Raw genomic sequence first — 24,686 nt, 5'->3', positions numbered from 1 at the left:
TGACAGGCGGCGGGCCGTCAGTCACGCCGTTGCCGGGCCCAGAGCCCTTCGAGCGTATAGAGGACAATCGCCAGCCAGATCAGCGCAAAGCCAATCAAGCGGGCGCTGCCAAATGGCTCGTGCCAGAGCCAGATGCCGAGCAGCAGCTGCACCGTTGGGCCGGTGTACTGCAGGATGCCAAGGAGCGAGAGCGGAATGCGCCGGGCACCGGCGGCAAACAGCAGCAGCGGAATCGCCGTGATTGGCCCGGCGAGCATGCACAATAGCTGGATGCTCGGGGTTGCAATGGTGAAGCCCGATTGTCCGCTACCGATCAGCCACAGCAGCGCGCCGCCGGCGAATGGAAACAGCAATAGTGTTTCGAGCGACAAACCTTCGAGCGCGCCCAGCATCGCGGTTTTGCGCAAGAGGCCATAAGTGCCGAAGGTCACCGCAAGGAGCAGGGCAATCCATGGCAGCTGGCCGGTTTGCAGTGTCAGCCAGAGCACGCCGGCGGCGGCAACGGCAATCGCGGCCCACTGACCGGGCCGCAAACGCTCGCGCAGGAACAGTACGCCGAACAGCACATTCACCAGTGGATTGATGTAATAGCCCAGACTGGCGTCGATAACCCGGCCGGCTTGTACCGCCCAGATATAGGTGAACCAGTTGGCGCTCAGCAGCAGTGCCGAGAGCATGAAGCCGGCAATCAGCCTGGGCTGATGCCGCAGATTGCTTAACCAGGCCCATTGGCGGCGCCAGGCGAGAATCAAGCCAAGAAAAACCAGCGACCAGACCATGCGATGCAGCAGAATCTCACCCGCATCGATCCCGACCAGCGATTTGAGATAGATCGGCAGCAGCCCCCAGATCAGGAAGGCCAGCGTTGCGTAGAGGATGCCGATTTGCATGGGAGTCTGCGCGGAAATGGCCGTTCAGTTTATGCCAGTGCGCGAGGATGCGACGTGTACAGACTGCGCCGGTTTGGGCCGGTGCAGTCTGTAAAGCGAGTGCGACGTGCTTAGTGGCCGCCGAGCGGCAGCACCTTGCGGCCGTAAACCTCATTGAGGATTTCAGCGACGGCGGTGTAAATCGCCGAAGCACCGCAGAAGATACCGACAACGCCGGCCCAGTGGCCGATGGCCGGGTTGCCGGTGAAGTCGGTGGCGGCGAGCAGGAAGAACAGCACGGTCAGCGAGCCGAATACCACGCGGGTGGCGATGCTGGCGCGCAGCGTGCCGCAGAACATGCAGAAGGTGAAAATCCCCCACATCAGCATGTAGCCGGCCATGCCCTTACTATCCTGCGCGTCGGCCCAGCCGAGCTTGGGCAGCACCAGCAGTGCGACCAGCGACAGCCAGAATGCGCCGTAGGATGTGAACGCGACGGTGCCGAAGGTATTGCCCTTTTTCCATTCCATCACGCCGGCGATCAGCTGGATCAGGCCACCGTAGAAAATCCCCATCGCCAGAATCATGCTGCCGAGCGAAATCCAGCCGACATTGGCGAAGTTGAGTAGTACGGTGGTCATGCCAAAGCCCAGCAGGCCGAGCGGCGCGGGATTGGCGGTCTGATCCTTGACCAGGATGATTTGGGCGTCCGACATGTGTTTCCTTTGCTTAGGGTCTTCTTGAATATTTGAATACAAATGGGGAATAGCAAAGGGCCTGCCGTTGGGATGCAGGCAGGCCTTTCGGGTTCGAGCGAATTATGTCGGTGCGATCAACGCGGCCGATTGCGGTAAGTCAACGATTGGGGCGGCAATAAAACCAAGTCAACCTAGTTGACCAAGAATCGTCCACTCACGCAACTGCCGCATCATCTCGATGTCCATCTGCTGGTAGGCCGCCTTGAGGTAAGCGGCGTAGTCGGCGGCATCGTCGCCGGCATTGAGTTCTTGCTCGGGAACCGGGGTGTCGTAGACAAAGCGCAGGAAGAGATGACCTTCTTCCGGCGACTCAATCGAGATCGTCAACGAACCACCCTGATGCTGCGCGTTGGCTTCGGTCTCAAAATGGATACCGGTATGCGGTTCGAGCGTGATCCGGTCGCGCACGGTCATCGGCCCGAAGCTGATTTCCCGCAGCAACCAGTCGTCACCACGCTCAAGCACGGCGACGGTATCGATATGCTCGAGAAAACGCTGCGGGTGTTCGACCCGCAGCATCAGGCCGCGCCAGAGTTGCTCGATCGTCAGCGCCACCACGGCCGGGCTGGCCGCATTGTTGACTTCGATCAGGTGCTCAAAACGCATGCTGGAGCGTCCCCGCCGGTTTAGTGGTGACGACCGCCGCCACCATGACGGCGCGGGCTCGAGAACAGGGCGGCGATTGGGGTATTTTCATTCGACGCCGGCTGTTGATGATCCCAGCGCGAATTGTCACCGCTGTCCTGGCGTTTCTGTCCTTGGCTATTGCCGCGTGGGCTGCGGTTGCCGTCGGCCTGGCCTTGGCCTTGTCCACCCTGACGTTTTTGTCCCTGACCCTGACCCTGGCGTGCGCCCTGACCCTGACCCTGACCACCGCTGCGCGGCTTGCCGCCCTGGCCTTGCGGACGTGGCTTGCCTTGTTGCTCGCCGCTGCCGCCTTGCGGTTGCTGGCGACGTGGCTGGCGTTCGGCCTCGCCCTCGGCACGCGGCTGGCGTTGCTGGCCACCGCGTTGACCGCCGCCGGCATTACCGCCTTCACGGCCACGACGCGGCTGCTGTTGTTGCTGGCCACGACGGCCTTGCAGGATCGGTTCCGGCTTGGCATTCGGATCAGGCTCGAAACCGACGACGATTTCGCGGGGGATTTCGCGCTTGATCAGGCGTTCGATGTCGGCGAGCAGCTTGTGCTCGTCGATACACACCAGCGAAATCGCCTCGCCTTCGGCGCCGGCACGACCGGTACGGCCGATGCGGTGGACGTAGTCTTCCGGCACGTTCGGCAGCTCGTAGTTGACCACGTGTGGCAACTCGTCGATGTCGATGCCGCGCGCGGCGATGTCGGTCGCGCACAGCACTTGCAGCGTGCCGGCCTTGAACTCGGTCAGCGCACGGGTGCGGGCGCTCTGGCTCTTGTTGCCGTGGATCGCCAGCGAGCTGATGCCATCCTTGTCGAGCTGTTCGGCCAGACGGTTGGCACCGTGCTTGGTGCGGGTGAATACCAGCACCTGGAACCAGTTGTTTTCCTTGATCAGATGCGCCAGGAGCTGGCGTTTCTTGTCGCGGTCAACCGGATAAATTTTTTGCGAAATGGTTTCGGCGGTGGCATTGCGGCGGGCCACTTCGATCAGTGCCGGGTTATCCAGCAGCTTGTCGGCCAGCGCCTTGATGTCATCCGAGAACGTTGCCGAGAACAGCAGGTTCTGGCGCTTGGCCGGCAGCATCGCCAGCACTTTCTTGATGTCGTGGATGAAGCCCATGTCGAGCATGCGGTCGGCTTCGTCGAGCACCAGCGTATCGATGTGCGACAGGTTCACGGTCTTTTGCGACGCGTGATCAAGCAGCCGACCCGGCGTGGCGACCAAGATGTCGATCTTGCCTTTGAGCGCCTTGATCTGCGGATTGATGCTGACGCCGCCGAATACCACCAGCGATTTGACGTCGCTGTACTTGCCGTACACGCGAACGCTTTCCTCGACTTGCGCGGCAAGTTCGCGCGTCGGGGTCAGGATCAGTACACGGATTTTGCCGTGGTCGGTCGGGTTTTGCGCCAGCCGTTCAAGGATGGGGAGCAGGAACCCTGCGGTTTTGCCCGTGCCCGTCTGGGCGCCGGCAAGCAGGTCGCCGCCATTGAGAATGGCGGGAATGGCCTGGGTCTGGATCGGGGTCGGCTCGTTGTAGCCGGCATCATGCACGGCACGAACGAGTACGTCACTCAAGCCAAGGGAAGCGAAGGTCATAGACTATCCGGTGTGATCGGCCGACCGCCTTTCTCGGGCGCCAGTCTGCGGCAGATCAGGTGTTTGGGTTGGTTCGGACTGGAACGACAACAGGGGCGGTCACATGCCGGCTTAGCACCGGGTCATTGCATCGGACCGCTTTAAACGGACTCGCATTATACGACAGACCGGCGACAATGCCAGTGGCTTGTCGCCGGTCGGTAGGTGGGAATTTATCCGGTCGTCTTGTGGCGCACGATCACGCACTGGTAAACGCCGCCAAAATAGGTGCGTTTGTCCCAGCTGAAATCATCGGCCTTGCTGGCGTAGTGGCTGATCTCGTTCTGCCACAGCGCATAGGCGAAGGGTTCGAGCCAGGCGTTGACGGCCTTGAGTATCCAGCGGATCGGCTGCCACATCGACGGACGGTGATAGTCGACGAAGACCACCTTGCCGCCCTTGGGTAGCTGCGCCAGCATGTTGTCGACGATCTCGCGTTTCTTGTCGTCCGGCACTTCATGCAGCAGAAAAAAGCTGCAGATCAGATCGTAGGGTACGTCCGGGGCATGTGTTGCGGCGTCGGCGCGGATGACGTTGGCCCAAGGCTTTGCCGCCAGTTTGGCTTCGCCGTGCGCAACCTGTGCCGGGGTGATGTCGGTGAGGTCGAATGCGCCCTTAGCGCCGACCTTGTCGGCGACGCGGACGACCAGATCGCCGTAGACGTGGGCGACCTGCCAGACCCGCGAGCCCGGTTCGATTTCGTTCAGGTAGGCGCGCATCAGCCGCTGGTCATTGCAGAACAGCAGTGTTTTTACGACCAGGTTGTGATCGAGTCGGTCGACCTGATCCGGGTTGACGTAAGCCCAGTCGTACACGTCGACCAGATAATCGGGTACGCCGTCGTAGGCGGGGCCGGTTTTGCGGGGAGGGGACAGGGTTTGCGTGGTCATCGCGCATGCTCGCTCGGTGGTCATCTCCTGAACGAGAATGGCTTGTCATTCGCATTATCTCTTTGCGCTAAACCAAGTTTTGCCATCTGTAGTGGCGGCGCTGGTACAACATCACCAAGTCAGGTGCAATCGTCCGGATGATCTATGGCGATCGCGCCGGCACGGGAATGCTTGCTTGGCTTACCAGGGAAGACTACGGCCATCAAAGCTGATGAAGCGGCCGGTATCGGCTGCTTGCAGGCCCGCGATGACCTCGCGCATGCCCGTCACCGAGCTTGCGGTATCGACCAGCGCGTACGCGCCGCCCATATCGGTCTGTACCCAGCCCGGGTGCAAGGCCACGCAGCAGTGCCGGCCCGCCAGATCCCGCGCCATGCTGACGGTGGCGGCATTGAGTGCAGCCTTGGCGCTGCGGTAGTGATAGTCGCCACCGCTGCCGTTGTCGCTCATGCTGCCCATCTTGCTCGAGATGTTGATGATCACTGCATTCGCCGCCAAACTGGCCAGCAATGCTTCGACCACTTTGACCGGTGCGATGGCATTGGTCGCCAAGGTGGCCAGCCAGGTGGCGACGTCGGTATTACCCAGGCCTTGCATCACGCCGCCGTAGGTGCCAGCGTTATTGATAAGCAGATCGACTCTGGCGCCGCCCAATTGCGATGCCAGGGTCGCCACCGCATCCCAGTCGGTGACATCGAGCGTCAACACGGTGAGTGCGCCGTGGCTGGCCAGATCGGCCAGGTCGGCCGGATTGCGGCAGGTGGCAAAAACGCGCCAACCGATGGCGAGATACTGTTTGGCGATTTCACGGCCGATGCCCCGACTGGCACCGGTGACAAAAAGGGTTTTGGACATGGACAACGTCGATCATTGCGGCAAAAGCGCGAGCTTGCGCCGCGTCGCCCGGCTGTGCAAGGTGAGCATGCTGTTCGTGGCTGCGATGGCGCAGGCTGAAGAGGTCTACAAATGCCGGGATGACAAGGGTGCGGTGATGTATACCCAGATACCTTGTCCGGGTGGCGTGCGTCTGTCGGGCGACAAGGGCACTTTTTCGGTGGTGCCTGCGCCGAAGTTGCCGCCACTAACGCCGAAAGTTGAGCCGCCAGCATTGCCCGCGACACCGGCGCCGGAGCCGCAAGCTCGCGCGAAGCGGCCCGACCCTGATGCACCGATCACCGAGAGTTGCAGTGCCGACAATCCGGACTACGATCCTTATTTTTGCAGTCCGGGCAATGTGGGGGGCTACGGCTGGCCTTATGTGCCGCACCCAAGGCCACCGTATCCGCGACCACCCAAACCGCCGCATCCACCGCATCCACCGCACAAGCCGGAGTCGCCCGGCACGAACCCGTCACCGCTGCCGCTTGGCCGGCCGCATCGCTGAATGAATGGATGCGCCATGCCTGTGCGCAGCGATCGGCGATGAGGCCGCAGGTCGGCACCGCTAGGCCGGGCCGAAGCGGATGCCTTGCGCCAGCGGCAACGCATTGCCGTCGTTGAGCGTATTGGTGGCGCGGCGCATGTAGTTTTTCCACGCATCCGAGCCCGATTCGCGCCCGCCGCCGGTGTTCTTTTCACCACCGAAAGCGCCGCCGATCTCGGCGCCGGAAGTGCCGACGTTGACATTGGCCAGCCCGCAATCAGACCCGGCCGGGCCGATAAAGACGCCAGCTTCGCGCAAGTCGGTGGTGAAGATGGCGCTCGATAGTCCTTGGGACACGGCGTTGTTGAGCGCGATGGCGTCGTCCAGTCGCTCATAGCGCATCAGGTAAAGGATGGGCGCAAAGGTTTCTTCATGCACCACATCGGTCTGCTCGGGCATGGCCAGCAAGGCCGGATGCACGTAATGGCCGCCGGCGGGAACATGGCCGCCCGCGCGTACCGGCGAACCGCCGCAGAGCAGGTGGCCACCTTCCTTGTGTGCCTGGATCAGCACTGCCTGCATGCGCGCCAGCGCGGCGGCGTCGATCAGCGGGCCGATCAGCGTGGTGGGCTGGCGAGGGTCGCCGACGCTCAGGTGCTGATAGGCCGTGACCAGTTTTTCCTGCAAGGCATCGGCGACCTCCTCGTGCACCAGCAGTCGGCGCAGGCTGGTGCAGCGCTGGCCGCAGGTGCCGGCGGCGGCAAACACGATGGCGCGCGCCGCCAGTTCAAGATCGGCATTGGGCGTGACGATGGCGGCATTGTTGCCGCCCAGTTCGAGCAGGCTGCGACCGAGCCGGGCCGCAACGGCCTGCGCGACCGCGCGACCCATGGTGACCGAGCCGGTGGCCGAGACCAGCGTGACATGCGGATCGCGGGCCAGATGCAGGCCGACACTGGCATTGCCCTGCACCAGTTGCACCAGCCCGGCCGGCGCGTCGGCAAAGTCCCGCAGCGTATCGAGCACCAGCGCGGTAGCGGCCAGCGCGGTCAGCGGGGTTTTCTCCGACGGTTTCCAGACCACCGCATTGCCGCACACCAGCGCCAGCATCGCGTTCCAGGCCCAGACCGCGATCGGGAAATTGAAGGCGCTGATCACGCCGACCACGCCAAGCGGATGCCATTGCTCGAGCAGGCGATGCTGCGGTCGTTCGCTGGCGATCGTCAGCCCGTACAGCTGCCGCGACAGCCCGAGCGCGTAGTCGCAGATGTCGATCCATTCCTGTACTTCGCCCTCGGCTTCGCTGGCGATCTTGCCGGTTTCCAGCGTGATCAGCTGCGCCAGTACACGCTTGCGCGCGCGCACCGCCTCGCCGATGTGTCTGACCAGTTCGCCACGGCGCGGTGCCGGTACGCAGCGCCAAGCCTCGAACGCGACCGACGCGCAGCCGACCGAGGCTTTGACCTCGACCGCGCTGGCCGGCAACAAATCACCGTGTGAGGCCCCATCGATCGGGCAATGCAGTGCCTGCGACGGGCTCGACGGATAGTGGGCGATGCCGTCGATGATGGCGCCCGGCCAGCAATCGGCCTGCTGCCAGCGGGCCAGCCCCAATGGGGCGATCAGATCGGAAAGCGTGTACATGATGACCTCTGTGTGGCGCCGGGTTGGGCGTCAGATGGGTATTTCCTCGGCATAGCGGTCGATGGCGTAATAGCGCCCGAACCGGTTTTCGAGGAAGTCGGCGAGCGGCACCTGCTCTTGGGCAATGAAGCCGTGCGCATCCGGGGTGAGTTGACCTTCGAAATGCAGATCGAGTACCGCGCAGGCGCTCGCTGCCGTGGTGAGCTGAATGGCGCTCCAGGCTTCGCCGAAGAGCTCGCGGTGGTAAATCTTGCGAGCGTCGGTGATCTGGCGGAACTGGCCGTCGATCTGGCCGGACACCGAGACGAAGATGAGCACGACGTCCTGCAAGGTGATCGGGATGGCGTTTTCCAGCATGGCTTTCAAATGGCGGCGTCCGGCACGGCTGGCACCCAGACGCAGGCCGTTGACCAGAAAATCCATCAGATAGCGGTGGCCGGTGTAACGCACGGTTTTGTAGTTGAGCGTCTGTACGTGGCCGGCCAGTGTTTCGCACAGCGTGCCCAAGCCGCCGGAGGTATTGAATGCCTCGTATTCGAGCCCGTCGAGCGCGAAGTGCTCAAGCCCTTCGAGCGCGAGCACTTCGGTGCTGTGACCGTCGACCACGGCTTCGCAGGGATTGCAGTATTCGTTGATCAAGCCATCGGTCGACCAGGTCAGGTTGTACATGATCTGGTTGTTCGGATATTGCGGCAGCGCGCCGACGCGCATCTTCACCGTATCGAGCGTGTCGAAGCGGCGGGCGAGCTCGGCGGCGAGGATGCCGATGAAGCCCGGCGCCAGGCCGCATTGCGGCATGAAGACTTGTCGCGGTGCCGCCTGTGCGGCGAGGCGGCGGATCTTGCGGGTGGTCGCGACATCTTCGGTCAGATCGAAATAGCTGGCACCGGCTGCCAGCGCAGCACGCGCGATGGCGGGGTTGGCGTCGAAGCTGGCTGCCGACAGCACCGCGGCTTGGCCCTTGAGACAAGCGGCCAGCTCGGCGGCATCGCTGGCCTTGAGCTGGTGGGTGGTGAGCGGTGCGCGCGCGGCGACACGTTGCAGTGCCGCGGCATCCCGGTCGACCAGCGTGACCTCGTAGTCGCCGCTATGAACCAGTAGCTTGGCGATGCTGGCGCCGATTTTGCCGGCGCCGACGACAAGCACGCGCTTCATGATCCTGCACCCCGGTCGGTTGACTCAAAAATGCGGTTGGCGCTGGCGGCGACAAAGCCTTGATAAAGTCGGCCGTCGACATCCGGATAGCGGCGGGCGAACTCGTAATAACAGGTCGGCACGATATGGCTTTCGCCACCGGCGAACGTCACCGGTTGGCGGTCGGCGAGGGTGGCGGCCTGTTCGAGCAGTTCGGCCGGCGTGCCCTTGATCTCGCCGCCGATATCGTTGATGGCGAAGCCGGCCGCGCGAACGCGCTCGACGACGGCTTCCAGGGTTGTCGGTGTTTTCAGCCGATGCACGGCGACGGTGAAATGATTGGCATGCAGCCCGAGCGCGGCCAGCCAGCCGGCGTATTCGCTCTCGGCCGCCAGCGTGCGGTAGTCGCTGTAGCTGATTGCCGGCCAGAGCCGGCCGGCGCTGAACACCTCCGGCGAGGCCCCCATGTGCGGGTCGATCGCGGCGAGCAGTGGCGCGAGGATGGCCTGTGCCGCCGTCGAGAGTTCGTGCACGTGCAGCTCGGAGAGAAACACCAGCGGATCGTTCGGGTCGGCCGGTACATAGCCCCAGGCCGACAGGTGTTTGTCGGCAAAGGCGTAGGGCGCGTGGCGTCGGTAACCGAGCCCGAACAGCAAGGCTTCGAGCTTCGATAAACGTAGCGGGCCGGTGTCGAAGGTACGAAAGGCAACGTGATCGTTGACGATCGCCGGGTTGTCGGCAGCAAACAGCGCGCGCACTTGCGCCGATTGTGGTGCGATCGATATGTAGTCGTCCCAGAGGGCGGCGAAGAAGGCTGCGGTCGACATGGCAGCATCCGTTGCGACGATGTTTCAGCATAGTGCGCAGTGGTGATTATGTTAGTGGTGGTAATCCATCACAGGACGCATTAAATCGACGGGATTACTATCGGTTGTTACTGAATTGAACCTGACAATTTCGCGAGCCAACCATGAACGCCGTTGCCGACCTTCAGCCTTCCTCGTTGTGGCGCCATTTCGCCACGCTGTGCCGTTATCCACGCCCGTCCAAGCACGAGGCCGCGCTACGCGATCATCTGCGCGACTGGGCGCTGGGCCGCGGTTTGACCGTGGAAATTGACGATGCCGGCAACCTGCTGATCCGCAAGCCGGCGACCCCGGGCATGGAAAATCGCGTCGGGCTGGTGTTGCAAGGTCACCTCGATATGGTGACGCAGCAGAACGAAGGCCGCGACCATGATTTCCACAAGGATCCGATCCGTACGCAACTGCTGGACGGTTGGATGCATGCCGACGGGACGACACTCGGCGCCGATAACGGCATCGGCGTTGCTGCGGCGCTGGCGATGCTTGAGGCTGACGATATTCCGCATGGCCCGCTTGAGGTCTTGCTGACCGTCGACGAAGAAGCCGGCATGAGCGGCGTGCAGGGCCTCAAGGCCGGCTGGCTGCAAGGCAAGCTGCTGTTCAATCTTGATACCGAGGAATGGGGTCAGTGCTATATCGGCTGCGCTGGCGGCGTTGATGTGACCTACAAGCGGGCGATTCGGTTGGAGGCCGTGCCGGCCGACTGGGTGGCGATCGAAGTCGCGCTGACCGGTTTCAAGGGCGGGCATTCCGGTGCCGACATCCACAAGCAGCATGGCCAACCGATTCGGGCCCTGGCGCACCTTGCGCTGGATGCCATCGAACGTTTTGGTGCGCATGTGGTGTCGATGCGTGGCGGTACGCTGCGCAATGCGCTGCCGCGCGAAGCGTTCGTGACCTTGGCGCTGCCGGCGGGCGCCGTGCCCTGGCTCGATGAGCTGGTGTCGCAATGGCGGACCGGGCTGGAAAAACGACTGAAGCAGGTTGAGCCGAACATCCGGCTCGTGGTCACACCGACCAAGGCGGCAGATGCGCTGAACGAGGTGTGCAGTCGCACCTCGATGGAGCTGCTGGTGGCCGCGCACCATGGTGTGTTGCGCTGGAGCCCGGATATCGACGGCGTAGTGGAAACGTCGGCCAATCTGGGCGTGGTGCGCATTGATGCAGTGCACGGCTTCGAGGCTGTTTCGATGGCTCGTTCGCTCAATGGCTATGGCCTCTCCGACATCAAGCGCAAGCTGCGCGCGCTCGGCCGGCTGGCCGGTGCGGTGGTGATCGAGAGTGGCGAGTACCCGGGCTGGGCACCCGATACCGCGTCGCCGGCATTGGCATTGCTCAAGCGCGTTTACCAGCAGCAGTTTGGTGGCGAGCTGGCGGTGGAGGTGATCCATGCAGGGCTGGAGTGCGGCCTGATCGCGGCCAAGTACCCGGATATGGATATGGTTTCGTTCGGGCCGACGATACGCGGCGCGCATTCTCCGGACGAGCGGGTCGAGATCGAATCGGTGGACAAGTTCTGGACCTTGCTCAAGGCGGCGATCGCTGCGGCACCGACGGCCTGAACAATCTCGGCCTATGCTGGGTAGCAACGTTTGCCCGGAGTAAGCCGTGACCGATTCCTTTCGTTCTTCAGATCACGCGCCGGACGGTATGTCCCGGCGCGTTTTTCTTTCCGGCACCCTCGCCGCCGGTTTTGCCCTGGCGGTCAGGCCGGTGGCGGCGACGACGATCCCGACCGACTCCAACGGTCTGCTTGCCGGAGTGGTGCAGATTCCGCTGGCCGGCGCGAGCCTGCCGGCGTATCGGGCGCAACCGGCGGGCGTGACCACGCCGCTGCCGACGGTGATCGTGGTGCAGGAAATTTTTGGTGTCCACGAGCATATTCAGGCGTTGTGCCGACGTCTGGCCAAGCAAGGCTATCTGGCCATCGCGCCCGAGCTGTACTTTCGCCAGGGCGATCCGCGCAAATACCCCGAAGTCGATCAGTTGATGAAGCTGGTGATGAGCGTGCCCGATGCGCAGGTGCTGGACGATCTCGATGCCACGCTGGCTTGGGCTGCGCAGAACGGTGCCGATGCCAAACGGATGGCCATCACCGGTTTTTGCTGGGGCGGGCGCATCGTCTGGCTGTACGCGGCACGCAACCCTGCGCTCAAGGCCGCGGTTGCCTGGTACGGCCGGCTGGTCGGGGTCGCCTCGGCCAACACGCCAAGGCAGCCGCTCGACGTCGCCGCCGCGATCAAGGTGCCGGTACTGGGTTTGTACGGTGGGCAGGACAAGGGCATTACGGCGGAATCGATCGCGCAGATGCGCGTGGCGATCAAGGCGGCAAAGGTGCCAGTGGATATTATTGTCTATCCGGACGCCGGGCACGGCTTCAACGCCGATTACCGGCCGAGTTACAACGAGGCGGCGGCGCGCGACGGGTGGAAGAAGATGCTGTCCTGGTTCAAGCAGCACGGTGTCTAAGGTCTGGGGTGCAACAAAAAAGCCGGCGATGCCGGCTTTTTGCGCAATTTACGATGCCATCTTCAGGCCGAAAACACCGGCGACGATCAAGCCGAGGAAGAAGATCCGTACGGCGCCGAGCGGATCACCAAACCAGATGATGCCGCCGATGGTGACGCCCACGGCGCCCAGCCCGGTCCAGATCGCGTAGGCGGTGCCGGCCGGAATGCCTTTCATCGCAAACGACAGCAGCGCCATATTCAGAAATGACAGCCCCACCGAACCGCCGATAATCCACGGGCTGGGGTGCAGTTGCACATATTTGAGCGAGAGCGCCCAGACAATTTCGCTGAAAACGGCAACGCCGAGCACAAGCCAATAGCTGACCATGAAAACTCCAATCATACGGGCTCGGATCGAATCGGCCCGCCTCGGAAACCCGAAAGAGAGGCGGGCGACAAAGGGATTCAGCGTTCGGCGAGGACGTCGAGCGCCGCGCCGGTGACGCGGCAGACACGCCAGTCCGGCAGCACGGTCGCACCGATAGCTTCGTAGAACGAGATGGCGTTGGCATTCCAGTCGAGCACGCTCCACTCGAAGCGGCCGCAATCGCGTTCGCGCGCCAGCCGGGCCAGGTGCACCATCATCGCCTTGGCGTAGCCCTGACCGCGTGCAGCGGGGCGGACATACAGGTCTTCCAGGTACAGGCCGCGCCGCGCCAGGAAGGTCGAGTAGTTATGGAAGAACAGTGCGAAGGAAACGGTTTCGCCGCCGATCTCGCCGACGATGCATTCGCAGGCGGGATGGTCGCCAAACAGATCGGCGGCGAGCTTGTCCTCGGTCGCGCTGACGAGATGGGCTAGCGCTTCGAATTCGGCCAGTTCACGGATCATCGCCAGAATGTTGCCCACGTCATCGCGGCGGGCGGTGCGGATGGAAAAAGTCATTTCAAACTCCAAAAATGCAAAACGGGCGGCTTATCGGCCGCCCGTTTTATCAACTGGTAGTTACCTTTACTTCGCTTGGCCGATCATATACATCGCGGCGGCCTTGAACTCCTCATCGGAGCCGCTGTAGCCGCCCTTGGGTGGCATCGCGTTCAGGCCTTTGATCCCGATGGCAACAGCCGCATCGGCACCTTCCTTCAGTCGCGGTGCCCAAGCGGCCTTGTCGCCGAGCTTCGGCGCACCAGCAACGCCAGTGCCGTGGCAGGTGATACAAAGCGAACCGTAGATTTCCTTGCCCTTGGTCGCCGGATCCACCGCACCACCAGCCCCTGCGCCAGCAACCGGCGGTTCGACAAACTTGGCGCCGGCGGCATTGGCCATATAGGCAACGGCACGCTTCACTTCATCGTCGGTCAGATCAGGCGAGCCACCCTTGGCCGGCATGGCATTGAAGCCATTGATCGCGTGTGTCCACAGCGTTTCAAAGCCCTTGCTGATGCGTGGGGCCCAAGTACCGGCATCGCCGAACTTCGGTGAATTCGTCAGGCCGGTGGCATGACAGGAGCTACAGATGGCGTCATAAACCGACTTGCCGCCACGTTGGCCCGGCGGAGCGCTATCGACCAACATGACGCTACCGACCGGCTGCATCCGCGCTGCGACCGCTTCGGTGGTCATCGTCGTGCTGCCAAGATCGATGCCGCTACCCGAGGTGAACAGTTTGACCACGAGGTAAATGAATACCGGAATACCGACGATCGCGGTCAGAATCAGACCGACGACGCTTTTTGCCGCAGATGCGTTGGAGCCGCTCATGCTGCTATCCCTATGCAATTTTGAAGTCTTGTTTGTGGAACTGCTAGATAACTATTTTTGTGGCGGCAATTATACCGGCAAAGGCGGCGGCCAGAAAGCTGCGTGTAGACGCGCTGGCAGCTACGCGCTATGATCGGCCCCCTCAATACCGCGTCCGTAGCTCAGTTGGATAGAGTGTCAGTTTCCGAAGCTGAAGGTCACAGGTTCGATCCCTGTCGGGCGCACCAATTGTAAAAGCAAAGGGCTACAGTTTCCTGAACTGTAGCCCTTTGTCATTCCTGCTCTCGAGCGCCGCTACTTTTCTTTAGAAAGCGTGATGATTTCCCTTCCACCTGAGCATGACCGCAAATGGGTGCGGTCATGTCGCGTGTACTATGGGTATCGGCACAGGATGATGCGGCGATCTTGCAGGGCAGGAGTGGGTCCGGCCTGGCGATGGTGAACGGGGATATGCGTCCGATCGTGGGCGTTGGCGTAGCGAGAGTCGGATCAGGCTTCGCCAGCCAGCCTGCCGGTGACGTATTGGCCTGTGGCGACGGTGGGTGTCGCAGTGGCGCGGTGGGGCGGGTGACGCAGCTTGCTGATCAATACGTGCGGGCTCAGTCCATCCTCCGGATGCGTGCAGCAATGCACGGTGACATCCAGTTCGATATGCCGGTTTGCCAGTTGCAGTGGTGGTGCGAGCGCGGCAATGAGTTGGGCGCGCAACTGCGTGCTATCGGTGGTGATTTGCGAGAGCACACCAAATGCATGCTGCCCCCAGCGAACAAGCAGATCCTGCTTCGGGATTGCGTTCTGCAAGCGGAGTGCCGCGGCCTGAATCAGTACGGCTTCGTATTGCCGGCCCAGCTTTGCCAGTAGCGCGTCGCAGCCGTTGATTTCGATCAGTGCCAGTGCAAAACGCTGCTGGGTCGCGCCATCGCTGGTGGTCAGATGCAGCAGGGTGTCTTTGAGCAGTGTCCGGTTCGGCAGATGGGTTTCGGCATCGATATAGGTCAATTGATAGAGACGCTCTGCCTCGGCCTGTTGCCGCTGTTGCCGCGCGGCTCTGGCAGTTGCCTGCGCGTCTGCGCGCGACAACATCAGCGTGCCCATCAGGATGACGGCGGTGACGCTGGCCAGCGGCAGGCCACCCCAGTTGCCCGATAACCCGCTTTGCGTCGAGCAGACCGTCAGGGCGGCAAATTGCGCCGCGGCCATGCCGGTGTAATGCATACCGACAATGGCGAAGCCCATGACCAGCGCAGCGATCAGCCGGGGTTTGCTGAAGCGTTGCGAATCATGGCCCCGCAAGAGAAAGGCGATGACCAGTGCGACGGCTGAGGCGGAGACGGCAATAAGGACGGATGCGGCAAAAAGCAGCGGGTCGTAATCGATGCCCGGCGCGACCTGCATCGCCGCCATGCCGGTGTAGTGCATAGTGCAGATCCCTGCGCCCATCAAGAGGGCACCCCAGGCAATGGTGCGATGACCCAGCGCGGCCTGGCTGACGACCCAGAGCGCCAACATCGAGACGACGATGGCCGCAATCCACGAAAACAGCGTCAGCAGCGGGCTATAGGTCACGGCGATGGGGAGTTCGAACGCCATCATGCCGGTGAAGTGCATGGCCCAGATACCGGTACCCATCGCGACCGAGCCACCCAGCAACCATTGACTGGCGCGCAAGCGGCTGGAAGCGGTAATGCGCCCGGCCAGGTCAAGCGCGGTATAGGCGGCCAGCGTGGCGACCAGATAGGACACAAGCACAAGGAACAGATCGTAGCTTCCGGACATGGCGAACCTCTCGGTGTCGTATTAGATATTCCTTATAAACTGGATTTGAAACATTTCAATCGCAGAAAGAATTGTTGCGACAAGTGGTGATGCTGGGGTGGCTTTCAAGCTGCAGCACAAGGAAAGGCACGAAAAAATGACCATTCATCACCAGAGCGATGAATGGTCATTTGATGGCATGCTGAAGTGATTGATCCATGCCCGCTGCGGTTGAACAAGTCGGCCTGGCCAACACGGATGTGTGGTTTTTGTGCCTGCGGTTCAGCCGGTGCTGTCTGCCGGTACGGCCGGCTGCTGCCAGGCCAGCTTGTCATGCAACGTGACCACCGAGCCAACGATGATCAGCGCTGGTGGTTTGATGCCGTGTTGCTCGATCAGCGCGGGCAGGGTGGCCAGCGTACCGGTGATGACACACTGTTCGGCCGTGGTGGCTTTTTCAATGATGGCTGCGGGCGTATCGGCGGCGCGACCATGAGCGATCAGTTGTTCACAGATACGTGGCGCTTGTTTCACACCCATGTAGATCACCACGGTTTCGGACGGGCTGGTCAGGCGTGGCCAGTCGAGTTCGATTTCATCGCCACGACGGTGGCCGGTCACGAAGGTCACCGACTGCGCGTGGTCGCGGTGGGTGAGCGGGATGCCGGCATAGCACGACGCACCGGAGGCCGAGGTGATCCCGGGAACCACTTCGAAGTCGACGCCATTGGCCGCCAGTTCTTCGATTTCCTCGCCACCGCGGCCGAAGATGAACGGGTCGCCGCCCTTGAGTCGCAGCACCGCCTTGCCTTCCTGCGCCAGCTTCACCAGCAGCTTGTTGATTTCTTCCTGCGGCAAGGCGTGGTTGTTGGATTTCTTGCCGACATAGATGCGTTCGGCATCGCGGCGCACCAGTGCCAGAATCGCCGGGGCGACGAGGTTGTCGTACAGCACGACATCGGTCTGCTGCATCAACCTGAGTGCGCGGAAGGTCAGCAAATCCGGATTGCCGGGGCCGGCACCAACAAGGTAGACGGCGCCGCGGCCCAGCGTAGCGTCATCGGCCAGCGTCAGGCGGTGTTCCAGCTCGGCCAGCGCACCGGCTTCGTTGCCGGCGAGGGCTTTTTCCGCTGCGGAGCCATCAAGCGCGGTTTCCCAGAAGCGTCGGCGGGCGCGCTCGTCGGTGAAGCGGGCCTTGACCCGGTCGCGCAAGCGGCCAGCCAGTCTGGCCAGTACGCCGTAACCGTGTGGCAGCGTGGCTTCGATGCGTGCACGTAACTGCCGCGCCAGTACCGGCGCGGTGCCGCCGGTCGAAATCGCGACCATTAGCGGCGAGCGATCGACAATCGACGGGACGATGAAGCGGCATTTCTCCGGCGTATCCACCACATTCACCAGCACGCCGCGTGCTTCGCATTCGGCGTGTACCTGAGCGTTGACCTGCTCGTCGTCGGTGGCTGCAATCACCAAGCGCATGCCGGCAACGTCGTCGCGGCTGAAGGTGCGCGCATGGTGGCGCAGCTCGCCGGCATCGCGCCACTGCGCCAGCTGCGGCAGCAGATCGGGCGAGACGACCGATAGCGCCGCGCCGGCCGCTTTCAAGAGAGTGGCTTTGCGCAGCGCAACTTCACCGCCACCGACAATCAAACAGGGTTGACGCTTGAGGTCGAGAAACAGCGGAAAGTAATCCATGTGTGGGGAGCGAAAAAGGAGGAGGGAATTGATTTTAAGGACTTTCAGTCCGGAGGCGGATGCAATTTTGCATGATCAGGGCGCTCCGACATCGATTCGCCACGGCGACAGCGCAGCGCCTGAATGGACATATGCTGCTGCGAATCCGTCCAGCTGGCTTCGATATCCCAGCCCGCGCTACGGGCCAGATCGGCAAACCGCGCTTGCGTGTACTTGTAGCTGTTTTCGGTATGGATGCTTTCACCGTTGGCGAATTCGAACGCGTTGCCGTTGACGCGTATGGTCTGTGCGCCGTTGGCGACCAGATGCATTTCAATCCGGCGCTCGATCTCGTTGTAAAACGCATGGTGACGAAAGCCATGCGGATCAAGCGTGGCGCCGAGCTCGCGCTGCATCCGTGTCAGCATGTTGAGATTGAAACGCGCGGTGATCCCGACCGCATCGTTGTAGGCGGCGTGCAGTGTTTCAGGCGATTTTTCCAGATCGACGCCAACGATGAATATGGCGCCAGCACCAAGCGTATGCGCGGCGCAGGCGAGAAAATGCTGCGCTTCTCTGGGTTCAAAATTGCCGATGGTTGAGCCGGGGAAAAAGCCGGCCTTGGGGTGGTTTTCCAGCGTACTTGGCAAGCGGAAGTCGGTCGTGAAGTCCACGGCGATGGGGTAAATCGGCAGGCCTGGGAAATCCCGGCTTAACTCGGCGGCTTCTTGCGCCAGCAGTTCGGTTGAAATGTCGACCGGCACGTAGGCAGCCAGCTGCGGCAACGCGTTGAGCAGGGTGCGAATCTTGGTGCTGGCACCACTGCCGAATTCGACCAGCGCCGATCCGGCCGGGATATGGCTGGCAATGTCGCTGGCATGGGTTTGCAGAATGGCCAGCTCGGTACGGGTGACGTAATACTCGTCAAGGCGGGTGATATCGAGAAACAGTGCCGAACCGGCGGCATCGTAGAAATACTTGGGTGGCAAGCGCTTGGGGGTTGCGCTCAGGCCGGTGATGACATCGGCCATGAATCCAGCATGATCGTCGTTCATGGGGGCTCCTTGCTCAGTGGGCCAAGCGCAATCCGCTGAACTGCCAGCGTTGATGGGGGTAGAAAAAGTTGCGATAGCTGAGGCGCGAATGGCTGTCGGGCGTGATGCACGCACTGCCGCGCAGCACCAGCTGGTTGACCATGAACTTGCCGTTGTATTCGCCGAGCGAACCGGCCAGCGGCCGGTAGCCGGGGTAAGGGGCGTAGGCGCTGCTGGTCCATTGCCAGACATGGCCGAAGGCGTCTTTCAGCTCGCCGCCGCTTGCCGCGACTTCCCATTCGGTTTCGGTAGGCAGCCTTTGCCCGGCCCAGCGGGCAAAGGCGTCGGCTTCGTAATAGCTGATGTGACAGGCCGGCAGTCTTGGGTCGATCTCGCGCAAGCCGGCTAGGGTGAGGCTGAGCCATACGCCATCGATCTGCCGCCAATATAGCGGTGCGAGCCATGCTTGTTGTCTGGCGTGAGCCCAGCCATCGGAGAGCCATAAGCCCGGCGTGGCGTAGCCACCATCGGCGATAAAGGCCAGCCAGTCGGCATTGCTGACCAGCCGTGTTGCCAGATGTGTCTGCTGCAGCCAGACGGTGTGCCTTGGGGTTTCGTTATCGAAGGCAAAGCGTTCGTCGGCATGGCCGATGGCGTAGGCGCCGGCCTGGATGTCGACCGTTCCGGTGGTATGCACCGGGAGCGTCGGCCAGGCCCAGCCCGGTGCCACGGCCGGGTGCAGCGGGTTGTGCGAGAGCGCATGCAGGATATCGGTACAGATCAGCTCCTGATGTTGCTGTTCGTGCTGCAGGCCGAGTTCGAGAATCGGGGCGATATCGTTTAACTGGGCCGGCGTCGCCTGTTCAAGCAAACGGGTGACGGCGGTATCAACATGGTTGCGGTAATCGCTGACTTCGGCGGCCGATGGCCGGGTAATCAAGCCGCGTTGCACTCGTTCGTAACGTGGGCCGATCGAAACGTAATACGAGTTGAACAGGAAGGCGTAACGCGGATCAAAACAGCGGTAGCCGGGCAGCAGCGGCTGTAGCAGAAACTGTTCAAAGAACCAGCTGACATGCGCGCGGTGCCATTTGCTCGGGCTGGCGTCCGGCATCGACTGTACCGTCTGGTCTTCCGGCGACAAGCCCGCGGCCAGCGCCTCGGTATCGGCGCGGATTCGTCGATAGCGTGCCAGCCAATGTGCTGCGGTGTTGGCCGGACAGTAATCATCGTCTGGCTTGCGTGGTGCATTCATCCCATAGCTTCCTGCTGCATGGATGTCCCAACATAGCCAAGCCGGCCAGCGCTCGCCAGCAATGCCGGCGGGACGGTTGCCTGCCTGATCGGGTCTTGGGATGGCAAGCCTTGATCTGACCTCGCATGCCAAATCCATTGGGTATGCTAAGGTCGCACTTTGATATCCGGAGGCTGCCATGCCACTTCGTTTTCTTGCCTGCCTTGCGTTTGTCGCCGCCGCACCGGTATGGGCGCTGACGCCGCAGCAGTTGGCGAACAGCAAGGGCTGCATGGCCTGTCACAGCATGAGCCAGAAAATCGTTGGCCCCGGTTTCAAGCAGGTGGCCGATAAATATCGTGGCGACAAGAGCGCGCCAGCAAAGCTGGCCGCAAAGATCCGCAAGGGTGGTTCGGGCGTGTGGGGCACGATGGTGATGCCGCCAGCCGCGGTCTCCGAGGCCGAAGCGCAGCAGCTGGCGAGCTGGATCCTGTCGCAGAAATAAACCGATCGCCAGCCCGAGTTCCAAAGAAAAAGCCGCCTTTCAAGGCGGCTTTTTTCACGACAGACGTCGATTTACTCGATGACGCAATCGACGAAATAACCCCTGGCGCCGCCGGCATCCTCGGTCACCAGACCGTGGATGTAGGTTTCAAAACCCGGGAAGCGCTGATTGAATTCGCGCGCGAACTTGAGGTAGTCAACGATGGTGGCGTTGAACACCTCGCCCGGAATCAGCAGCGGAATGCCCGGCGGATACGGCGTCAGCATCACCGCGGTGATCCGGCCTTCGAGTTCGTCCAGCGGCACGCGCTCGATATCGCGATGCGCCATTTTGCTGAACGCCTTGGCCGGCTTCATCGCCGGTACCAGATCGGACAAGTACATTTCGGTCGTCAGCTTGGCGACGTTGTTGGCCTTGTAGATGCCGTGGATCTGCTGGCAAAGCTCATGCAGGCCGATGCGCTCGTACTGCGGGAATTGCTGCACGAAGTCCGGCAGTACACGCCACAGCGGCGCGTTCTTGTCGTAATCGTCCTTGAACTGTTGCAGTGTGGTCAGCAACGTGTTCCAGCGGCCCTTGGTGATGCCGATGGTGAACAGAATAAAGAACGAGTACAGGCCAGTCTTTTCGATCACCACGCCGTGCTCGGCCAGATATTTGCTGACGATCGATGCCGGAATACCCGCCTCGGCGAAGTCGCCGTCGACATTCAGCCCCGGGGTGATGATGGTCGCCTTGATCGGGTCGAGCAGGTTGAAACCTTCGGCGATATCGCCGAAGCCGTGCCACGATTCACCGGCCTTGAGCATCCAGGCATCGCGGTGATCCAGACCTTCATCGGTCAGATCGTCCGGGCCCCAGACGCGGAACCACCAGTCGCTGCCGTATTCCTCGTCGACCTTGCGCATCGCGCGGCGGAATTCCAGCGACTCGGCCAGCGACTCCTCAACCAGCGCGGTGCCGCCCGGCGGCTCCATCATCGCCGCGGCGACATCGCACGAGGCGATGATCGCGTACTGCGGCGACGTCGAGGTGTGCATCAGGTACGCCTCGTTGAAGATGTCGCGGTCGAGCTTGTTGTCGTTGGCGTCCTGCACCAAGATCTGCGATGCCTGCGACAGGCCGGCGAGCAGCTTGTGTGTCGACTGGGTCGAAAACACCATCGAGGTATCGCAGCGCGGCCGGCCTTCGCCGATCGCGTGGTAGTCGCCGTAGAAATCGTGGAAAGCCGCGTGCGGCAGCCAGGCTTCGTCGAAGTGCAGCGTATCGATTTCGCCGTCCAAGAGACCCTTGATCTCTTCGACGTTGTACATGATGCCGTCGTAGGTCGACTGGGTGATCGTCAGCACGCGCGGCTTCACGTCCGGGTTGGCTTCGAGCTTCTCGCGGCAGAACGGGTTGGCCAGCATCTTGCGGCGGATGCTTTCCGGCTCGAACTCGCTGCGCGGAATCGGCCCGATGATGCCGTAATGGTTGCGCGTCGGCGTCAGGAAGATCGGCACCGCGCCGGTCATCATGATCGCGTGCAGGATCGATTTGTGGCAGTTGCGGTCGACCACGACGATATCGCCCGGCGCCACGGTGCTGTGCCAGACGATCTTGTTCGACGTCGACGTGCCATTGGTGACGAAGAACAGATGATCGCAATTGAAAATGCGCGCCGCGTTGCGCTCGGACGCGGCAACCGGGCCGGTATGGTCGAGCAGCTGGCCGAGTTCATCCACCGCATTGCAGACGTCGGCGCGCAGCATGTTCTCGCCGAAAAACTGGTGGAACATCTGGCCGACCGGCGACTTCAGGAAAGCCACGCCACCCGAGTGTCCCGGGCAGTGCCACGAGTACGAGCCGTCTTGGGCGTAATGCGTCAGCGCGCGGAAGAACGGTGGCGCCAGCGTATCCAGATAGCTCTTGGCTTCGCGGATGATGTGCCGTGCGACGAATTCTGGCGTGTCTTCGTGCATATGGATGAAGCCATGCAGTTCGCGCAGCACATCGTTGGGGATGTGGCGGGCGGTGCGCGTTTCACCGTACAGATAAATCGGGATGTCCGGGTTGCGGCGGCGGATTTCGGCGACGAAATTGCGCAGGCTGTTCAGCGCATCCTGGGTTTCCTGATGCGAACCACCACCGAACTCTTCATCGTCGATCGACAGGATGAAACCGGCGGCGCGGCTTTGCTGCTGCGCGAAGCTGGTCAGGTCGCCATAGCTGGTGTAACCGATGACATCCATGCCCTCGGCCTCGATGGCCGCGGCCAGCTCGCGGATACCGGAGCCGCTGGTGTTTTCGGAGCGGAAATCTTCGTCGATGATGACGAGAGGAAAGTAAAAACGCATGAGGGGTTAACCTTTCCAGGAGCGTTATAAGGAAAGGGAGCGCGGTACCTCTGGCAGGGCTGCCATTGCAGCAGCCCTGTTACCGGCCTGGGACGTCCCGGGGAGGCGCAATCATAAACGAATTACACTGCGTATGCGTGACAACGGCAGTCCGTATCACGAACAAGTACCGCGTACCAAGGTCCATTGCGCGGCTTGCGCCGCGGGCGTACCTGTGCAGCCTGTCGCCGACTTGCAGTAGTACAGCTTGGCCGTAGTTCCGCTTCCTATCGTGTAATAGGAATATGCGGTAACGGGGAAGGTGCTGGTTTCTGCCGGACAGGTGGCAGGCAGGGGGGGGGCCAGTTTTTCTTGCTTGGGTGTATAGATGTCCTGGCTGATGGTGACGACTTGGCTCGCACCGACACTATCGGCCCAAGTGACATTTACTTGGGTCTTGAATGCCAAGGTATCGTCGCTTGTGGCCGCATCGTCAACCCAGTCCGGCGCACTGTCAAACCGCACCGCTACGTTATAGGTGCTGGTCTGGCCGGCAATGCTGGTGTTGTCAAACGCCGTTGCACTATTGCGAACGAGTGTAATGCCGGAAAAGTCCATGCCGGCGCTGTCGGGGTCGGAGCGGGTTCGCGCGTAGTTGAGTACGCCTTCCATCATCCGTTCGGCAAGGCGCGTCGCTTCCAGCCGTTCATGTGCCGCCATTGCATTTTGCTGTTGCACAGCGTTGAAGCGTGACAATGCGAGCGCCGTGACGGCTAGGATGACTACGCTTACCAATATTTCGATCAGGCTGAAGCCTTTGAGCGTTTTCATTGTTCAGACTCAGAAATCGATCCAAGAGCCAGGAAAGGATTTGGTTACGATGGGTACGATGGGTTTGAAAGTGAATGACTTGTAGTTGACCTTGATGGCTCCGGACGCCGAGTGGGTGACGGTCAGCGATTGGTTCGTGGGCGCTGCACCGTAGGTAGGGCTGAAAACACCATCACTAAAAGTGGCGCCCGGCGCTTCGTCATTGATGTGGTTCGGATATTGATGATATCCATTGGTAAATAGCTCACCAAGGGCACCTTTGTCCCAAGCATTTTCGACGACAATCGAGCCTAAAACTTCGACTTCGCCTGATTGGTATAGGTTATTGGCGTAAACAAGGCCTGTGGCCCTCAAGCTCCCTCTTATATTGCCATTTACGATAATAACTGCTTTGGTAGAGCCCTCGAATGTGCAATTGGTGACATCCCCATTGATCCATACCACTTCATCATCAACCAATCCGGTAATGCTACTGCCAGCGCAGCCTCCTGCAAGAACACGATCCGCATTGGCTGCAATGTCAGCTTTGGTTGCGCCAAATATTTGCTGAAATAGATTATTTTTTAGCCCTGCATTGGCGAGTGGTATGCACGCGCCCGATTCGCACTGCAATCCGGGAGATCCCACGTAGTTATAACTATCGCCGTAGGTCATCGCACATTTAGGTTTGGGGTCGCTGGGAGTTGCCGTAGTGACGTTAATCGCCCCCCTAGAGTCTACGTAGTTGCCGACCGTCACCGCACTGCTGCCAAGGTTTACCAATCCCTCTAGCTCCAATGTGCGCCGAGTGCGGGCGAGTGTGGGCGCGGCCGAGCATATTGCGTGTCCCACGCCAGCGTTGCCGGTGCAACCAACACTGTCCAGCAAAATCTTGTCTCCGCTGATCTGCGCACGGACAGCCCACGCAGTGCCTTGGTCTGTACCGGTTACAGCCGCTATCGGTGATACCGAGCGAGTATAGAATTTGCTATTTGCAAAAATCTTCTTATTGGTGCTATCGGCATAGGTCGATTTGAATTCATATGGCAACTCAGCACTACCCGGTGCGCAAGTCGATGAGGGGCTGCTGGTGCCCGCTTGCAGGACGTAGGTTGTACCAGGCGTGGCCTTGGATAGCTCTGCCAAATCATCTAAAACCTGTTTGGTGAACTGATCGGCACCTTCTTCAGCCGCAGTACGTGCAAGCATTTGCTGGTAATCATTGCTGGCGCTCTGCTGTGCAGTGAGGGTGGCGCGTGACGCATAAACACTGGCAACGGCCGCAACCAGTGCGATCAGTACGGTGACGAGCAAGGCCGCAACGCCATGTTGTCGCAAGCGGGAAGTCGGG

Annotated in this window: 23 protein-coding genes and 1 tRNA gene; 5 read left to right on the top strand and 19 right to left on the bottom strand. The window is 61.4% G+C overall.

Translation table 11 applies throughout. The features are described from left to right. Nucleotides 1-17 precede the first annotated feature (17 nt). The 6 genes from rarD to JLC71_RS06545 all read right to left on the bottom strand — a co-directional run bounded on the left by rarD (nucleotide 18) and on the right by JLC71_RS06545 (nucleotide 5,648). On the bottom strand, nucleotides 18-890 hold the full coding sequence (gene rarD, locus JLC71_RS06570) for an EamA family transporter RarD (RefSeq protein WP_200917950.1): 873 nt from the start codon (nucleotides 888-890) through the stop codon (nucleotides 18-20). A 110-nt stretch (nucleotides 891-1,000) separates the two neighbouring features. Further along, entirely contained in the window at nucleotides 1,001-1,585 is a 585-nt protein-coding gene (locus tag JLC71_RS06565; RefSeq protein ID WP_236251010.1) for an acetate uptake transporter, read from the bottom strand. Between the two features lie 168 nt (nucleotides 1,586-1,753). Then, nucleotides 1,754-2,233, bottom strand: a complete 480-nt coding sequence (locus JLC71_RS06560) for an SRPBCC family protein (protein ID WP_200917949.1) — start codon at nucleotides 2,231-2,233, stop codon at nucleotides 1,754-1,756. A 20-nt stretch (nucleotides 2,234-2,253) separates the two neighbouring features. Beyond that, entirely contained in the window at nucleotides 2,254-3,864 is a 1,611-nt protein-coding gene (locus JLC71_RS06555; protein ID WP_200917948.1) for a DEAD/DEAH box helicase, read from the bottom strand. Between the two features lie 212 nt (nucleotides 3,865-4,076). Continuing rightward, entirely contained in the window at nucleotides 4,077-4,793 is a 717-nt protein-coding gene (rquA, locus tag JLC71_RS06550) for a rhodoquinone biosynthesis methyltransferase RquA (RefSeq protein ID WP_200917947.1), read from the bottom strand. Between the two features lie 180 nt (nucleotides 4,794-4,973). Further along, a complete protein-coding gene (locus JLC71_RS06545; RefSeq protein ID WP_200917946.1) occupies nucleotides 4,974-5,648 on the bottom strand; it encodes an SDR family oxidoreductase in 675 nt (224 codons plus the stop codon). Here JLC71_RS06545 and JLC71_RS06540 point away from each other — a divergent pair. Further along, on the top strand, nucleotides 5,647-6,177 hold the full coding sequence (locus tag JLC71_RS06540; protein WP_200917945.1) for a DUF4124 domain-containing protein: 531 nt from the start codon (nucleotides 5,647-5,649) through the stop codon (nucleotides 6,175-6,177). The two genes, JLC71_RS06545 and JLC71_RS06540, sit on opposite strands and share 2 nt — an antisense overlap. Before the next feature lie 60 nt (nucleotides 6,178-6,237). On the opposite strand, the gene amaB is transcribed toward JLC71_RS06540, so the two are convergent. Genes amaB through JLC71_RS06525 form a run of 3 tightly spaced genes read right to left on the bottom strand, consistent with a single transcriptional unit; the run spans nucleotide 6,238 to nucleotide 9,761 of the window. Continuing rightward, nucleotides 6,238-7,800 carry an L-piperidine-6-carboxylate dehydrogenase gene (gene amaB / locus JLC71_RS06535; protein ID WP_200917944.1) on the bottom strand — a complete coding sequence of 521 codons (1,563 nt, stop codon included), beginning with the start codon at nucleotides 7,798-7,800 and terminating at the stop codon, nucleotides 6,238-6,240. A gap of 30 nt (nucleotides 7,801-7,830) precedes the next feature. Further along, complete coding sequence (locus tag JLC71_RS06530; RefSeq protein ID WP_200917943.1) at nucleotides 7,831-8,955, bottom strand: saccharopine dehydrogenase family protein; 1,125 nt, start codon at nucleotides 8,953-8,955, stop codon at nucleotides 7,831-7,833. Continuing rightward, entirely contained in the window at nucleotides 8,952-9,761 is an 810-nt protein-coding gene (locus tag JLC71_RS06525; RefSeq protein WP_200917942.1) for a DUF1338 domain-containing protein, read from the bottom strand. Before JLC71_RS06525 ends, JLC71_RS06530 begins: the two co-directional genes overlap by 4 nt. 143 nt (nucleotides 9,762-9,904) lie before the next feature. Between JLC71_RS06525 and JLC71_RS06520 the strand changes: the two genes are divergently transcribed. Further along, a complete protein-coding gene (locus JLC71_RS06520) occupies nucleotides 9,905-11,362 on the top strand; it encodes an aminoacyl-histidine dipeptidase (RefSeq protein ID WP_200917941.1) in 1,458 nt (485 codons plus the stop codon). 88 nt (nucleotides 11,363-11,450) lie between these two features. Then, nucleotides 11,451-12,269, top strand: a complete 819-nt coding sequence (locus tag JLC71_RS06515) for a dienelactone hydrolase family protein (protein ID WP_200917940.1) — start codon at nucleotides 11,451-11,453, stop codon at nucleotides 12,267-12,269. 48 nt (nucleotides 12,270-12,317) lie between these two features. Here JLC71_RS06515 and JLC71_RS06510 read toward each other — a convergent pair whose 3' ends face one another. The 3 genes from JLC71_RS06510 to JLC71_RS06500 form a co-directional block, all read right to left on the bottom strand. Then, nucleotides 12,318-12,638, bottom strand: a complete 321-nt coding sequence (locus JLC71_RS06510) for a DMT family transporter (protein WP_200917939.1) — start codon at nucleotides 12,636-12,638, stop codon at nucleotides 12,318-12,320. A 77-nt stretch (nucleotides 12,639-12,715) separates the two neighbouring features. Beyond that, nucleotides 12,716-13,195 (bottom strand): GNAT family N-acetyltransferase, encoded by a 480-nt coding sequence (locus JLC71_RS06505; RefSeq protein ID WP_200917938.1) that lies wholly within the window; start codon nucleotides 13,193-13,195, stop codon nucleotides 12,716-12,718. A gap of 66 nt (nucleotides 13,196-13,261) precedes the next feature. Further along, nucleotides 13,262-14,011: a c-type cytochrome gene (locus JLC71_RS06500; protein ID WP_200917937.1), complete on the bottom strand. Its 750-nt coding sequence runs from the start codon at nucleotides 14,009-14,011 to the stop codon at nucleotides 13,262-13,264. Nucleotides 14,012-14,161: 150 nt separating this feature from the next. Between JLC71_RS06500 and JLC71_RS06495 the strand changes: the two genes are divergently transcribed. Next, nucleotides 14,162-14,238, top strand: a tRNA-Arg gene (locus JLC71_RS06495). Nucleotides 14,239-14,500: 262 nt separating this feature from the next. Here the strand turns inward: JLC71_RS06495 and JLC71_RS06490 are convergent. From JLC71_RS06490 to egtB, 4 genes are all read right to left on the bottom strand, one after another. Continuing rightward, complete coding sequence (locus tag JLC71_RS06490) at nucleotides 14,501-15,787, bottom strand: MHYT domain-containing protein (RefSeq protein ID WP_200917936.1); 1,287 nt, start codon at nucleotides 15,785-15,787, stop codon at nucleotides 14,501-14,503. A gap of 261 nt (nucleotides 15,788-16,048) precedes the next feature. Continuing rightward, on the bottom strand, nucleotides 16,049-17,458 hold the full coding sequence (gene cysG / locus JLC71_RS06485) for a siroheme synthase CysG (RefSeq protein ID WP_200917935.1): 1,410 nt from the start codon (nucleotides 17,456-17,458) through the stop codon (nucleotides 16,049-16,051). A gap of 44 nt (nucleotides 17,459-17,502) precedes the next feature. Further along, nucleotides 17,503-18,492: an L-histidine N(alpha)-methyltransferase gene (gene egtD / locus JLC71_RS06480; protein ID WP_200917934.1), complete on the bottom strand. Its 990-nt coding sequence runs from the start codon at nucleotides 18,490-18,492 to the stop codon at nucleotides 17,503-17,505. Nucleotides 18,493-18,505: 13 nt separating this feature from the next. After that, a complete protein-coding gene (egtB, locus tag JLC71_RS06475; protein WP_200917933.1) occupies nucleotides 18,506-19,726 on the bottom strand; it encodes an ergothioneine biosynthesis protein EgtB in 1,221 nt (406 codons plus the stop codon). A 178-nt stretch (nucleotides 19,727-19,904) separates the two neighbouring features. On the opposite strand from egtB, the gene JLC71_RS06470 reads away from it, so the two are divergent. After that, nucleotides 19,905-20,210 (top strand): c-type cytochrome, encoded by a 306-nt coding sequence (locus JLC71_RS06470; RefSeq protein WP_200917932.1) that lies wholly within the window; start codon nucleotides 19,905-19,907, stop codon nucleotides 20,208-20,210. Nucleotides 20,211-20,281: 71 nt separating this feature from the next. Here JLC71_RS06470 and JLC71_RS06465 read toward each other — a convergent pair whose 3' ends face one another. From JLC71_RS06465 to JLC71_RS06455, 3 genes are all read right to left on the bottom strand, one after another. Next, entirely contained in the window at nucleotides 20,282-22,546 is a 2,265-nt protein-coding gene (locus JLC71_RS06465; protein ID WP_200917931.1) for an arginine/lysine/ornithine decarboxylase, read from the bottom strand. Nucleotides 22,547-22,702: 156 nt separating this feature from the next. Then, complete coding sequence (locus JLC71_RS06460) at nucleotides 22,703-23,356, bottom strand: type IV pilus modification PilV family protein (RefSeq protein ID WP_200917930.1); 654 nt, start codon at nucleotides 23,354-23,356, stop codon at nucleotides 22,703-22,705. Nucleotides 23,357-23,365: 9 nt separating this feature from the next. Then, nucleotides 23,366-24,649, bottom strand: a complete 1,284-nt coding sequence (locus JLC71_RS06455; RefSeq protein WP_200917929.1) for a hypothetical protein — start codon at nucleotides 24,647-24,649, stop codon at nucleotides 23,366-23,368. Nucleotides 24,650-24,686: the final 37 nt, after the last annotated feature.

Origin of the sequence: Jeongeupia sp. HS-3, assembly GCF_015140455.1 — a bacterium.
Classification (GTDB): domain Bacteria; phylum Pseudomonadota; class Gammaproteobacteria; order Burkholderiales; family Chitinibacteraceae; genus Jeongeupia.
This window is presented reverse-complemented; position numbering and strand designations above follow the sequence as displayed.